General features: G+C 68.3%; 11 protein-coding genes and 1 pseudogene. 1 reads left to right on the forward strand and 11 read right to left on the reverse strand.

Annotated features, from left to right (window positions below; all coding sequences use genetic code 11):
• Positions 1 to 538: pseudogene (locus tag IEZ31_RS57905) on the forward strand (DUF5667 domain-containing protein); the annotation flags it as partial.
• Positions 539 to 779: 241 nt separating this feature from the next.
• On the opposite strand, the gene IEZ31_RS52335 reads toward IEZ31_RS57905, so the two are convergent.
• From IEZ31_RS52335 to IEZ31_RS52385, 11 genes are all read right to left on the reverse strand, one after another.
• Positions 780 to 2,708 (reverse strand): AAA family ATPase, encoded by a 1,929-nt coding sequence (locus IEZ31_RS52335; RefSeq protein ID WP_190257663.1) that lies wholly within the window; start codon positions 2,706 to 2,708, stop codon positions 780 to 782.
• The gene (locus IEZ31_RS57910; protein WP_229837175.1) at positions 2,705 to 3,277 is read right to left on the reverse strand and encodes a hypothetical protein; all 573 of its coding nucleotides are present in this window, start codon (positions 3,275 to 3,277) and stop codon (positions 2,705 to 2,707) included. Before IEZ31_RS57910 ends, IEZ31_RS52335 begins: the two co-directional genes overlap by 4 nt.
• Positions 3,274 to 4,611: a hypothetical protein gene (locus tag IEZ31_RS52345; protein ID WP_190257664.1), complete on the reverse strand. Its 1,338-nt coding sequence runs from the start codon at positions 4,609 to 4,611 to the stop codon at positions 3,274 to 3,276. Before IEZ31_RS52345 ends, IEZ31_RS57910 begins: the two co-directional genes overlap by 4 nt.
• A 404-nt stretch (positions 4,612 to 5,015) precedes the next feature.
• Complete coding sequence (locus IEZ31_RS52350) at positions 5,016 to 6,437, reverse strand: hypothetical protein (RefSeq protein ID WP_190257665.1); 1,422 nt, start codon at positions 6,435 to 6,437, stop codon at positions 5,016 to 5,018.
• Complete coding sequence (locus IEZ31_RS52355) at positions 6,434 to 6,811, reverse strand: hypothetical protein (RefSeq protein WP_190257666.1); 378 nt, start codon at positions 6,809 to 6,811, stop codon at positions 6,434 to 6,436. Before IEZ31_RS52355 ends, IEZ31_RS52350 begins: the two co-directional genes overlap by 4 nt.
• Positions 6,812 to 6,916: 105 nt before the next feature.
• Positions 6,917 to 7,699 carry an adenine nucleotide alpha hydrolase family protein gene (locus IEZ31_RS52360; protein ID WP_229837176.1) on the reverse strand — a complete coding sequence of 261 codons (783 nt, stop codon included), beginning with the start codon at positions 7,697 to 7,699 and terminating at the stop codon, positions 6,917 to 6,919.
• Positions 7,690 to 8,154 carry a DUF4913 domain-containing protein gene (locus IEZ31_RS52365; RefSeq protein WP_190257667.1) on the reverse strand — a complete coding sequence of 155 codons (465 nt, stop codon included), beginning with the start codon at positions 8,152 to 8,154 and terminating at the stop codon, positions 7,690 to 7,692. The genes IEZ31_RS52360 and IEZ31_RS52365 overlap by 10 nt, the downstream gene beginning before the upstream one ends.
• On the reverse strand, positions 8,151 to 8,951 hold the full coding sequence (locus IEZ31_RS52370) for a hypothetical protein (protein ID WP_190257668.1): 801 nt from the start codon (positions 8,949 to 8,951) through the stop codon (positions 8,151 to 8,153). Before IEZ31_RS52370 ends, IEZ31_RS52365 begins: the two co-directional genes overlap by 4 nt.
• Positions 8,952 to 9,059: 108 nt before the next feature.
• Complete coding sequence (locus tag IEZ31_RS52375; protein WP_190257669.1) at positions 9,060 to 10,409, reverse strand: hypothetical protein; 1,350 nt, start codon at positions 10,407 to 10,409, stop codon at positions 9,060 to 9,062.
• 219 nt (positions 10,410 to 10,628) lie between these two features.
• Positions 10,629 to 12,179, reverse strand: a complete 1,551-nt coding sequence (locus IEZ31_RS52380; protein WP_190257670.1) for a hypothetical protein — start codon at positions 12,177 to 12,179, stop codon at positions 10,629 to 10,631.
• Complete coding sequence (locus IEZ31_RS52385) at positions 12,176 to 13,738, reverse strand: DUF6884 domain-containing protein (protein WP_190257671.1); 1,563 nt, start codon at positions 13,736 to 13,738, stop codon at positions 12,176 to 12,178. The genes IEZ31_RS52380 and IEZ31_RS52385 overlap by 4 nt, the downstream gene beginning before the upstream one ends.
• Between the last annotated feature and the right edge of the window lie 41 nt (positions 13,739 to 13,779).

The raw sequence follows: 13,779 nt of genomic DNA on the forward strand, positions 1-13,779 counted from the left end.
AAAGGCCCAGCTCGCGCTGGCCGGCTCGGACATCAGCCGCGGCCAGCTGTACCTCGAGTTCGCCCGCACGCGGCTCGACGAGGCCCGGGCCGTCAAGGACCCGAGCGGTTTCGGCAAGCTTCTCGACGATATGGACAACGAGACCCTCCAGGGTGTCCGCTTGCTGACCACCACCGCGGTCACGCGAGGGGACACCACAGCCCTCGACGCCATCGACGCGTTCACCACGACTCAGCGCGCTGACGCCGACAAGCTGCGTTCCTCGGCGACCGGCGACGCCAGCAATCGGGCCAAGCGCTCGTTCACCCTCCTCGAGGAGATCGACCGCCGCTCCGCGGCACTTCGCCCACTCCTCAAGTGCGCCGCGAATGCCTCCTCTGCTGCCGACAAACTCGGCCCAATTCCAACCGACACTGCATGTACGCGTCGGTCTCCGTCCGGCGAGTCGGAGCCCGCGCCAATCCCGTCGGCCCCGATGACCGACCGGCCCACTGGGTCACCGATGCGCAATCTAGTTGACCTTCTGAACACACCGTGATGCCACGCCGCCCCACGGAGGAAGCACCCGGTAGTCAGCTCAGCCGTTCGGCCGGGTGCAGTACGACCTCGTCGCCGCCGTAGCCGAGTCCGGCAGCGGCGGATCCATCATCGCTGCGCCCCACCGCGACGGCGCAAGCGCCAGCGCGCCCATCGACCTGCTCCGCGAGGACACCCCCAGCAGTACCGTGCCTCGCCTCGTAATCGCGGCACTCTTCGGTCGGCCCGTCATACGCTCTGGCCTACCGTTCGGCGCTTTCGTCGAGGGTTTCCACGGCGTTTGGTCCTGGATGGTCGATGGTTGCAATCGTCGGATGATCATAATCGAAGTCCAGTTCGGCGAAGTCTCGCTGGACCGCGTCGGGCAGTTCGTTGTCCGCGACGATCAGTTGCAACTTGCCAGGCCGCGCGCCGGCGAGATCCCGCAGGCGACGGTAGAGGGCGGCTGAAATGTCAGAGGCAGAGTTCAGGGCCATTCGAGGGCTATCGACAAGAAGAAACGATGGGTAGTAAGTATCGCCGCGACTGACGACGACATACAGGATCGAAGTCCAGTATGCGATCTGCGTGGCGGTGATGATGCCCCCGCCCCTGCTCACCCTATTGAACAACTCACCATTGAGAATCGGCAAAAAGCTCGTCGGATGAATGTGAGCCGTCTCGATGCTCGGAATGCCGACACTACGCACCGCGCGATTGAACTCGGCGTTGAGTTCACCAAGGATATCGCTTCGCCGTGCATCGATGGCCGCCTCGCGGCGGCCAAGTTCGGCTCGGACCCCGTCTCGCTCTTTGCGCAGCTTTTCCTCGGCCTGAACAAGATCATCGACACGGTCCCACTGGCGAAGGACACCTTCGAGCTCGCGCTGGCGGGCCTGAGCTCGCGCGAGTCGGGTGGACGCATCCGTGAATGCCTGCAGGCGCGGAGTCACTCGCTCTGAGGTTCGACGGTCGATCTCTACCGTGAGCTCCTTGATCAACGCCTCACGGTCGGCGACGGCATCGTCGGTCGCCACGAGTTGTTCTGCGATGGCTGCGAGCTGGTCGTCCATCTCTCGCAACTGCTCGGCGAGCTGCCGTTGTTCATACTGATCGATGTCCGGATTTCCAGGGACAGGATCGTCTTGCAGGCACACACGGCAGGCCCCAGCCGGTATCGCCCGGTCCGTCAGAGACTGCATACACCGGGGACAGGTCACGAACTCGATGCTGGCGATCCGGTCGCCGGCGTCACGCATGCGCTGGAGCCGGGCGATGTCTCCCTCGACGCGGCGTTTCTCGCCAGCGAGCTGCTTGCTCTGCCGTATCAGCGATGTGACGGTGGCCTTGGCCTCCGCCAATCGGCGTTCCGCGTCGGTCAGCAAATCACGTAGTACTTGGGTCTGGCGGTCCGCAACCGGATTGATCTGCTCGCGAAGCACCCGCAGCGCCGCCTCGGCGGATGTCTGCTCATTGGCAGCGTCACCGACCGCACTCAGCGCTTCTTCCTTGCTCGTGGTGTCTGTGGTGCGTAGGAAGTGCCGGATCGTCCGCGTTTCTCTCGCAGCGTCGTCCACGGCTCCGTTCAATTTGTTTGCGCGCGAGCGCAGAGCCAGAATGTGCTCGTCGGTGAGGCCGAACAGCAACTCGAAGACCGCCTTGCGCTTGGCCCCGAGGTACTGCTCCTGGCTCCGTGCGATGTCGCGGTTCATGTCCGACTGGGGAACATAGAGGAAGGAAAAGATGTCGGCAAAGGTGATCCGGGTGCCAGCGTTCGTGCTGGTGCCGGTCCGGGCGGCGGCGCGCATGTCGCCGGCGAAGCCGAGCTCGCTCATCAGCAGGCTGCTCAGGTTCGGTGATTGGTCGAGTTCGGTGCTGTGGTCAGGTAACCGCTCCTGGGTCCTCAAGTCAGTAACCCGCACGTTGCGGTGCTTGCCTGGGTCGACGCTGCGCACCAAGAGGTAGCGGGCGTCGCCGATCGACACATCGATGCTGATGTCGTTGACGCTCTCCGCGACCACGGGCGCCAGCATCCCGTCTCCACCGAATCCGTACTTGATCGCCTCCAGCAGGGTGGTCTTTCCGACACCGGTCGGCCCGGCCAGGATGGTCAGGTCCGCGGGGAATGCGTACCTGACCGGCCCTTCGACGGTGTCAAGGACGACGGAGTTGAGCCGGAACGCCGTGGTCAACGAATCACCTGCCGGTGGGGTCGGTCCATGAGGTCAGCCAATCTCTGGTAGATCAGCTCCTTCAGCGCGTTGCCCGTCAATCCGCCTGATGCTTGAGCGATGGCTTGGCTGCGGTCCGCGATCTCTGACCATTCCGCGCTGCCAGCCATCTCTGCCGCCACCTTCCGGCCGGCGACGGTGGGCGCGAGCGCAACGCTGCCTTGACGGCCCCGCACGTATCGCAGAAGCCCTCGCCCGACGAGAGCGCCAATAATGGCGTAGTACCGATCATCCCAAGGACCGTACTTGTACCGCGTCATCGGAGCTTCTACAGCGGTGGGGTCGAGCATGTCCTCGTCGGAGAGGTGCAGCCGGGGATCGTGCCGATCGAGAGGATCCAGCACCACGCTGGCCAGTGCTGGGTAGCGCAACAGGAAGTCCAACTTGGCAAGTTTCGTGAGACCGTCAAGCTTGCGGTTGTGTTCACGTTCCGCGGCGGTGGCGGCCACCAGCAGCAGCACGCGCGCTTGGTGGTAGGCGAGGTCCTCGCGCAGCAGCGCCAGCTCGGCGACCTCAAGCGCCGTCGTCATGAATCCTCGCCTCCCACACTGCCACGTCGGCGGGCAAGCTCCTGATCGACGTCGAAGCTGTCGCTGAACCACACCTGGCAACGATTGGACAGCTCGCACAAGCCGCCGAGCGCGAGGTCGATGTCCATGTCATCCGGCAGAGCGCCCTCGTGCTGCTCCAGTTCTGTCTCCAACTGCCGCCAAAGATCCGCACCCCACCGAGTGGTCTGCCTCCGGACCCGAAAGGTCGCCGTATCACTGATCTTCAACAGCATCCGGTGGAGCCGGCTCTGGTGAATGCGTGCTACCGGATCAGCAGCCAGGCGCTGGCGCCAAAGGTCCTGGTAGTCGGTACGCAACTGTTCGGCCCGTTCGACGGCGTTGTCGGAGCAGCCGCCCGTCTCCATCTTGACGGCCAACCGGCTGGTACGCACCAGCCGCGGGAGCTGCGCGAAGCCTGCGGGATACGCGATCGCTGTGCGAATGGCGAGGTCGATGTCCTGAAGCGTGACGATCCGGCTGGCTAAGCTGCCTTCCAGTTCAACCGGGGTTGGCGTCGACGCGCCCAGCGGAAAAGCGAGAACCTTGGGGAGCCCACCTGTCGAGATAGGTCCTGCGGCCCGCATGCGAGCCCGGAACAGCGAGGCGACGGCCTCCCACACCGAGCCTGCAGCCACGGGGCTCCGGAGTCGGTCGAGCACGGGCTGCACGTACATTGACGGCGCGGCATGGCCAACGTAGTCCTCCGGCACTCTCGACTGGAACGAGAAGACGGACAGAAAACGCGCCATCTGGCGCCGGTGCTCGGCAGTCGGAATCACCTCCAGCGGTGCGCCTTCCGGAGGTTTCCATCGATCCGGCAGGCCGCCACAGTACTTCAACAGCGCCTTGCCGAAGTCGTTGAGGAGACCGTCGTGCTCTTCGTCGGAAACCAGCTCCCGGCCGGCCAGGCGGCGGTCACGCAGCGCTTCGGCAAGCGCGACAAGCTTCTGTGGAGGCCCCTCAAGACCCACAGTGGTGACCAGTCGGCAGCTTGCCTTCTCCTGCATCGCCAGCCAGCGATTGAACAGGTGAGCGACCCCGCCATCATCTGCGAGCGAATTGAGCGTGGTATAGGCGCCGAAACTAAGGCCGAAATCCTTAGCCGACACAAGCTCCGCGTCGCCGTTACGCAGCGCAACCCAGTCCTCGTGGCGCTCGCAGAGCACCCGGCACACCTCGGTCTGGACCAGGTTGCCGTCGGTGTCGAGAGCGTCCAGGTACATGCGGAGGCCATCGGCAGCCGCCATGAGCGCCTGCCACTCGTACTTCGCAGCTGTACGGGCGCCAGCATCGTCGGTCGGCATCACCGTCATCACGAGCTCGGCCGCCGAAGCGCCACTGTCACTAGCTTGCAAGCACCACCTGCACCGCTACTCGGAGTCGTTGACAGTTTCTAGTCGCTAGGCAAGTGACTCATCCAGTTGGTCCTGACCATAATCCCGTCGCCCAATCGGGTGAACAGGAGCACGCCTTGTTATCGAAGCAACACCCTATCCGGAATGACAGGTCCGGTTGGGCGAGCACACATCCGCCCATCGACAGATCCGTGTGCCGCAGATCGTCGGCCACGTCGGCCCGACTCTTCGGCGATGCCTCGCAGACCTGATGCAGGAGTCGGATCAAACCGCCAATAACAACGTCGCGCGGCCCAGCCGCCCGAGGTGGCTGACCAGCGCCGACATTCGTCACCTTGAGGTTCATCAGCGAGTTCCGTGGCTCACTTGCCTCGTGCTCGTCGTCCATTGGGTGCCGACTGATGCGCACTGCTGTTGGTCTGCTGACATCCTGCCGCCGTCGTGGGCGGTGCCGTCGAGAATGAGGATTCGGCGAGCCGCGGCACGGTGCGCCCAGGGAGGGTGTCGATCGGAGCCGTAGGCGTTGCCGAACTGACGCGGTGCAGCATGCGCTGCACCTGGCGGACTGAAGTGTCGTCGACGTGGGCGATGCGCCAGGTCGTCGTCGCGTACAGGATCCCTCGGGCGGGCCTGGTCAGTCTCGGCGTCTCTGCCACGAAGAACTCACCACGCTCGACGGCCCGTAGGGCACCGGCACGGAGGACGCCGGCGAGCGTTGGTAGGTCGGCTGCGAGGTGACGAAGTTCGACGTCTGGTGCGGCGTTCGCGCGTACCCACCGAGTCAGGTCGTTCAGTTCGCCGACGATGGCGATCGCGTCGCCCCAAGGAGGGGAGCTGTGCAGCCGTGCGGCGTGCATGGCTACGCGTCGCCATGCGTGGCGGGCGAGGTCGGGTTCGCCGGCTAGCACGGCAATGGCCAGGCCGAGCCGAGTGCCCGCGGCCAGGTGGGCGGCGCGGACCTGGCCCGGGTTGCGATAGATCCAGTCGCGACAGCTGGTGAACGCGCGGATGGCGGCGTGGGCCGAGTCTTCGGACAGCAGGGGGCGGCCGCCTGCCGGAGCGATGTCGAGCAGGCGAAGCATATTCGGTTCGCTGACTGATGCACTAATCAGTTCATCGGCGATCGACCGGAGACCGCATCCGCGTGCCCACCTCGCGGCATCTATGACCGGCTTGTACGGCGCGAGGCTCTCGGCGTCGGAGACAGGGCGCCGCCTGAGCCAGACCGGCAACCGGGCGTCGAAGTTCAGAAGGTCGAGTGCGAGCCGGCCGACATCGGCCAGAGCGGCGGGTACCCCGGCGCGGGAGCGGATGGCCCTGCCCTCAGGGGTGGCCGCGCGCTCCCGCGACGGTACGTGGCTGGCCAGAATGTCTCCTGCCGTTTCCACGGCATCGGCGGCGGCCATGAGATGTCGCACGGCAGCGGAGGCCGCCTCGACGGACAGTTCTGCGCGTCGGGCGAGCTGATCGGCCGACACGCCGTCGGCAGCGACCAGGCCGTGGGGCTCGACTGTGGCGGCGACGTGCAGGGCCAGGCAGAACTTCGACGTCGGTCGCCCCCGGCCGTCCAGGACAAGGTCGGCGCGCAGCCGGTCGATGTCGACGCGGGACGGTCGGCGTGCTGTGAGGAGCTCCGTGAGGCGGGCGAGTCCGTTGTACAACCGACTCCGGGCGAGCTGGAGCGCTGCCGCGTCGCCGAGGCTCACCTCCGGGTACAGGCGTGTGGCGCCCGTGGCGGCGCGGAGCTGGTTGTGCGTCTCCTGCAGCCAGTGCCCGAACGTCATGGAATGGCTCCGGCGGCACGCAGGACATCCCGCGCGGCTGCGGCGTACTGAAGCCTGCGGGTGTGGTCGACGTGTTCCGCTCGAGCGGCGCGCTCGTACCGCTCGGCCAGCTCGAGCACCAGTTGCCGGACGGCGGGGCGGGCGGCGTCGGGTATCGCCCCGTCGATGGTGAGTACGACGGGCAGCCGGTCAGGGTAGAGCGTGTCACGGACCGAGAGGAGGTCGATGGCGGTGAGGTCCCAGCCTGGATCGGTTGTGGCGAAACGTGGCCAGGCGCGCAGGAGCAGCTCGATGGCGACCCGGTCGGCCAGATCGTCGAGGCCGGGCTGACGCAGGAAGTCCGTCGACTGTTGTACGGCGGTGACGTACTTCATGGAGGCAGCCTGTCTGTGCTGGTCGGCCGTTGTCGACGGCCGGTCGGAACCTGTGGACAACGCCCGGCTCATGTGAAGCAGGCACCGTTGTCGCAGGTGCCGTCGTCATCGCCGAAGCCCGGCAGCATGCCCTGCGCGACCTGGACCGCATGGTCGAGCGGCATGTTGAACCTGGTGAGCCAGACCGGATCTCGGCCCAGGCTGCGTCGGCGAGCGTTGAGCAGGTTCTCCAGGGCGCACGCCTCGCGGAACAGCCTGCCGCGGTCGCGGCGCATCTCCGCCCACCGTTGCGCCGGTTTCAAGGGGCAGAACCAGCAGGCAGACTTGGGCGGTACGGGCAGGCCGGCGGCGGCGATCACCCGCTCGCAGTCGTGCCGCCGCATTGGCGGGTCCTAGGTCGAGCAGCGGGTACACCGGGATCTCGTATGGCATCGCCCGGCGGCGGTTGACGCGCTCGATCTCGTCGAGGCTGATCCCGATGCCAACGGTGGCAGGGGTTTCGGGGCGCGCGCCGTGCTCTTTGAGCCACCGGCCGACCACCTTGATCTTGAAGTCGGCGGTGCAGCTGCGGGTGCCCGGGGCGCCGTTGGACATGCGGACCGGGATCGGCAGGCTCCGCGACCCTTCCCTCGTGAGCCGCCCGAACAGCGTCTCGACGCTGCCGTCCCGGCGCGTGCGGTGCAGCTCGTGCAGCTCGATGCCGTGCTCGGCGGCGTACGGCTGTGCGTAGCGGTGCAGGTAGTCCAGCGTGGCGGGGTCTTCCGAGTCGTCGCCGGTGTTCGCGAACAGAAAGATCCCGAAGTTGATGCGCTGCTCCGCGGCGAGGACCAGGAGCGCTGTCGACTGGACTCCCCCGCCGTACGAGATAACTCGGACCATCAGTCCCACCAGCCCTCTGGTGCCGGCTCGGCCGCCGCCGGCGGCAGCTCTGCGTGGCGGGCGTCGCGGTCGTCCTCGGCCGCGCGGCATTGCCGGAACGGTCCGTCTTCGCCGAGCAGTTCACGCAGCTGCCGGTCGAGCTCGACCGACCAGTTCGACATGCCGGTGGCGATGAGGCGGGCAGCTTCCCAGGAGCGCCACAGCGTCTCCAGGCGCCAGATCGCCTCCGCGTGGCGCCACCACTGCGGGCACCAGTGCCAGCGCTGCCCGTCGACCCGCCAGCCGAACATCGGCAGGAACATGCCGTGTACCCAGGCCTCAACCGTGGGGAACTTGAGCGTCCCGGCCTGCTGGGTCAGGACGGTCGGCGCCTGGTCGTCGAGGCGCTGCGTGAGTTCGGCGACCTGCGTCTGGAGTGCGGCGACCACGCTGGGGAGCTCGTCGGGGCGGAGATCGCCGGTCATCGGGTCCTCCTCGGCGCGGAGTGCGCGACCGGACCAGCTGCCCTGGTGGCAGTCGGGTGTGCGGTGAGTGCGCGCTGCGCCGGTACTGGGAAGGACTGGGCCGCCAGCTGCGCCGGGTTCTCGCTGCCCTGCTGGTCCTCGGCGCGTTTGCCGGTCTCGGCTGATGCCTGCCGTTGGGAGTCGGCGCGGCCCAGCAGTGTCTCGATGTGGGTCAGGGATTGCGTCGACCAGCCGTCGTCCTCCAGGTTGCGGAGCAGCCGCGCACGGCCGACGGCATCGAGCGTTCCGGCCAGCCGGGCGATCTCCTGCTCGAGGTCGGCGCCGATCCGGGTCAGCGCGCCGCCGGTGGCAGGCCGTCCGCCGTGACTGCGCGCCGGCCCACCGCCGGACCAGACGTACCGTGCGGCATTGGCCATCGCTTCCGGCCGGGACACGCCGCGGTCACGTTCCCGCTGGTAGAAGTCGACGAGCGACGGAGCCCGCCGGCCCAGTTCGTCCTCGGCCGCGGCCAACACGGTCGCCGCGGTGGCGTTGTGGTCAGCGTGTCGGACGGCCTCGCCCCAATGCCGGGCCACCTCCTGGACCGGCATGTCGGCGAGATATCTGCGCAGTCGGTCGCCGTCGGCAGCGAACCGGAACCATGCCTGAGCCCGCCGCGCCTGTTCTGCCACTGCGAGCCGCTCGGCCTGCCTGGCTTGCAGGTCGTCGCGGGTGCGGTCCCGCAGGTCCTGCTCGGCCCGATTAGCTTTGGAACGGGCATGCTCGGCGGCGACACGGCTCCCGGCCTCGACGAGCACACCGAGGGCCATCAGCCGCTCCATCGCCCGCTGAGTGCCCTCGCTCCAGGGGTCGTGATGCTCGGCTTCCATGCCGCTGACGCTGATCGTTCGGGGGTTCCGGCACCGCTACGGCAGCGTCGGCACGCCTCCGTGTGCGCAGCTCGGCGCCGCCAGAGATCGCGCCGGCCAGCCGTCAAGATCGCATGCTTCGTGCAGGTAGCGGGCCGCGGTGAAGGCCGCCGCGGCTTGTCTGCGCTGGTGCTGAGCGCGGTGAAAGATGCCGAGATCATGAGCGAACCCAGTGAAGAACTGAACGAGACGCAGCGGTCCCGTGTCGTCTCGGTCTTCGCCGGTACGCCCGATCAGTCGGGCGAGCGAACGTATGCGGGTCGCCGGACCGGTGGGTGCGTCGAACCGGCTGCGGCGGCCGACGGCTCGATGCAACAGTTCGGCCGCGGCGGACGCTCGTGCAGCCTGCTGGGCTGGCAGCGCCATGGCGGCCACGGTCAGGAGATCCACTGCGTCGCGAGCTCGGTCGGCCACGAGCGGCCCGGCCTGGTCGGTGAGTGCGGCGGATGCCGAGCGTACGGCCTCGATCGCTTCCTGCCAGAGGCGCTGACGTTCTTTTCGCGACATCGGAGCGGTGCGATCGGCTGGCCCGGTTCCGGCCCAGCGGCGGCGCAGGTACGGCAGGCTGAGGTCGGCGGCGAGCTGGGCACCGCCGAACCAGCGGGGTTGGTCGCCGTCGGTGTCGACCGGACGGCTGACGGCGTATCCGGTGGCGCTGCCAGCCAGATCCCGACGCCGGCGGACCGCGAGTCCGGCCGCTCGTAGCCGAACGAAGAAGTCACCCTCGTCGACCGCGGTGATGGCAGCGGCACGGACCTGATGGCAAAGGTCGTCTCGAATCGAACTCGATAGCGGGCCGGAGGCCGGCGCGCAACGCATGACCTGGTCCGCCGTCGGCCCGCCCCCTCCGCGAAGGGGCTGCAGGCCGAGCCGCCGCTCCAGGTCGCGGGTCGCTGCAGCGCACCGATTGCGGTCGTCTCGCGCCGGCTCGATCCGGCCGTCCTGGCGTACGAGCGTCGCGACGATGTGGACCCGGCTGTCGCCGTGTCCGACGGCGACCCAGCGAACGGCCTGGCGATCACCGTATGGCGCGATGCCGGACTCGGCGAGTACGTCACGCACGGCCGCCGACCACTCCAAGGCGGTCAGGCGACGCTCGGTCGGATCCAGTTCGATGGTGCATCGCCAGACCGGCCGAGTCGGCCGTTCCGGGCTGCTGGTCAATGGCTCCGCGAGCAGCGCCGCCAGCTGGCGGCCCATGTCGAATCCGCCGGTCAGCCTGCCTGCGATGCCATCCCACGCCGCGACGATCCGCGGCAGCGGCTGCGACGGGCCCGACGCGAACACCCGGCGGAGCGCAGCGGTGACGAGCGTGCCGCGCGGGTGAACCTGCGTGATCATGGACATGCCCGGACGGCGATTGGTCCGACCTCGTAGCCACACAGCGCAGCCTCCGTCGACCTCCTGATCATCATTGCTCTCCCCCGCTGGTAGCCGTCCCGGCGGCGACGGTGCCAGTTCGAGATTGGCGTCACCGCTACCAGTAGCGACGGGAGAACGGCCCCAGCGGTTCCACACCGCCGGGGCCGTTCTCGACGAACGCCTGCTAACTGGCGCGGCGGAACGTCAAACGCCGGCCGGTAGCGCGGAGCGTTCGACCGCGGCCAGCACCAGCCGGACGATGCGATCGCTGACCTGCACCCGTTCGGCGAGCTGCTTCTGGGTGTCGTCCGGGTGTGCCTGGCGAGCCCGCAGTACCTCAAGGACCGTCGCCGGTCCCACGCCCGTCACATCGGGGATGGGCACGCCGTCGAGGGTCAGTTGCTCACGCGGCGACGACGTTCTCTGACGAACCCGCCGGGAGCCGCGCGACTGCGACTCCGACAACTGCTCGCGCAACGACGCTGCCTCCGCTTCCAGCGCCGTGTACGCCTCCGCCCTCCGACGGCCGTCAGCCTCGGCCGCCTGCCGACGCCGGGCCTCTCGGGTCATCGCCTTGTCGGTGGCAGTTGCCGTCGCCTCGGCCTCGTGCCGCCGCCGTTGTTCCTCGTCGCGGGCCTGCACTGCCTGCGCGACCGCGGCCTCGGCCGCTTCCGCCCGACGTTGTGCATCCGCTTCCGCCGCCTCGGCATGACCCTGCAGCCTCGAAGCCCGAAGTTCCGCCTCGCGAGCCTCCGCCCAGGCGGCTTCCGCTTCCGCCGCTGCCTTCGCACGGCCGGCTGCTTCCGCTTCCGCCTGCCCCCGATGTACCTCCACTTCCGCTTCCAGGACGACACGTCGACTGGCTTCCGCTTCCGCGTGCTCGCTGGCGGCTTGTGCCCACGAGACTGCCTCCGCTTCCGCCATACGCGCTGCTTCCGCTTCCTTCCGTGCCTCGGCGGCGAGCGCCTGGTCCTCGGCGTCTGCCGGACGGGTCCGGGCTGCCGCCTGCCAGACCCGCTCGACGCGAGCGCGAGCATCCTCGAGCATCTCGTCGTCCGCGTGCATCGCCAGTCGGCGGAGACGGGCGTGGCACCACGTCCGGCGCCACGACCAGGGCGTCGAGTGCAGGCGGTACGAAATCGCGGCGATCGCGCGGACGTGACGCTCGCGGTTGACCGTCGTCAGGTCGTGCTCGCCGGCACGGGCCAAGCCGAGCGTCACCAGGATCCGGCGCGGAGTCCAGGTCCAGGTGATGGCATCGGCTGGCCGGTCGGTGCCGTCGCCGGTGAGACCGACCCACCACTGGTGCGCGACGAGCAGCGGCACAACAAGCCGCAGGACCGTCTCGACCGGGCTGTCGCCAGCCATGGCCGCGATGGCTCCGGCGATGGTGGCGATCAGCCAGACCGATCGGCCATGCTTGCCGGGGTGGTGGTGGAGCGCCTGGTGCCGCTCGGCGCGCATCATGGCCGTGGCCATCTGCGACTCGAACAGGAAGAACGCGAAACCGGCGAAGACGTGCGAGAGGTGGAGCCGCTGGGTCGCGACCTCCCACATCGCCTCGCCGGACCACGCGAACCCGACGAGGAACGACAGCCGGGCCAGCCATCTGTCGGGCCGGCCGCCCTTGATCGCACGGCGCACCGTCAGTACCAGCAACAGAACCGTGATCGCGAGTCCAACCAGGATCAGCACGTTCCGGTGACTGTTCGCCCAGGTCACCAGATCTTCGCCGGCGTCGAGTACCTCGTTCATGTCGCCGCCCCTACCGGGGCACACACGCTGGGCGTAGGGTCGATCATGGGTCGGACCTCCGCTGTCCGATCGAGGTCCCGGGCGGCGGGTGCCACCGCCGTGCCGGGACCGACTCGTCGAGTGGTCACGCGATGCACCGGGTCGATGGTGATCATCGCGTCATCGTGGATGCTTCGGGTTGGCGGCAGCGCTAGGAGTAATGCGCTGGGGGTACCGTGGTTGACCCGCGAAACGTTCGGCCGTCCGTGGCCCGGGCGATCGGCCCGCGGGCGGGCGGCGAGCCGGTCGAGCATCGCGCACCAGCGCTGGAGATCTCGGCGTCGCGTCTGAATGGCGGTACACCGAGCGCAGCTCACCGGCGCGTCGGACGCGGTCCACGACTGCGTTCCCCTCCGGGCACCACAAGCCGGAGCTGGGACGGACGGCGCCTTGAACCGTGCGGCGTCGAGATGCACGCGTCCGCCGTCCATGCCGATCACGTGCTGGTCGCCCGCCGGCTTCGTGGAAACGAGATCGTCGATGGTCGCCCGGCCATCGGCCAGGGCGGCGAGGCGGGCCATCTGCTCGCCGATGCCGCGGCTGCCGGCGAGCGGGTTCCGCGCGTCGGGCCAGACGTGCAGTACAAGATCGGCGTACGCGATCGGAGCGAGCACAACGACGTCCGGCGTGTCGAGCAGGCCTAGCTGTTCAGCCTGCTCATACAACCCGTCGCGCGTGATGGTGTGCTGCTGCCCGAGGCGCGCGTCGTAGCGCAGCAGCTGGTCGGTGAGTTCGACCAGGCCGTACCAGGCGGACTGGATCATGATCTTGGTACCGGGTCTCGCGATTGCCTCGGCGGCGCGGCGGGCGGCCTTGTGGTAGGTGCCGACGTACAGTTCGCCGGCCGGGGCTTCGATCTGGTCGGCCTTGCGCGCGCCGCACACGACGATGATCAGACGCTCGGGCGCCGTCGGCGGGAAGGGCAAGCTGCGCTGGCCGGCGAGGTACTCCTGGTGCTGCGCGATGTTCCATCCGAGCCAGGACCAGCTTGGTAGCCAATCGCGCTCCGGGTAGGTCGTGCGGTAGCCGCGGCTGTGGCGCCACGCCGTGACGGTCGGACCGCACCCGGGGTGCAGAAGGTGATTGGGGATTCGCCGCCGGCCGGCGCCGTGGACGTCGACGACGGACGTTTTCGGGCCGAGCGAGACGAGGACACCACCTCCCTGTCCGCCGTCGCGCCTGGGAAGAGAGCCGGGGAGGCAGTCGACCCGCTGGCCTGGCACGATGGCGCCCGGGCCGGCGGGAAGCGGCAGGCCGTTCGACGTCTCGTGGGGCATGGCGAGCGGCCGCCGCGGCCGCCAGGCGGTGGTTTCGCTGGCGTCGCTCGTACGGTAGTTAGCTGCGTGGGGACGGCAACTGGTGATCTGCTCGCCGTTGCTCAAGGTCAGGCGCAGCGTCGCACGGCTGGTCGCGCAATAGCGGCAGGCGTGCGGATTCGGGTGCGGGAGACGTTCGAGGCGCACGATACTGCTGGTCGACGGCGGGGTGGGGATGTCTTCCTGGTTGGTCGCATTGGTCATTGAGACGCTCTTCTCGCTCAAGCGGTACCTCGCGGCCCCTT

Origin of the sequence: Dactylosporangium sucinum, assembly GCF_014647515.1 — a bacterium.
GTDB classification, from domain to species: Bacteria; Actinomycetota; Actinomycetes; order Mycobacteriales; family Micromonosporaceae; genus Dactylosporangium; species Dactylosporangium sucinum.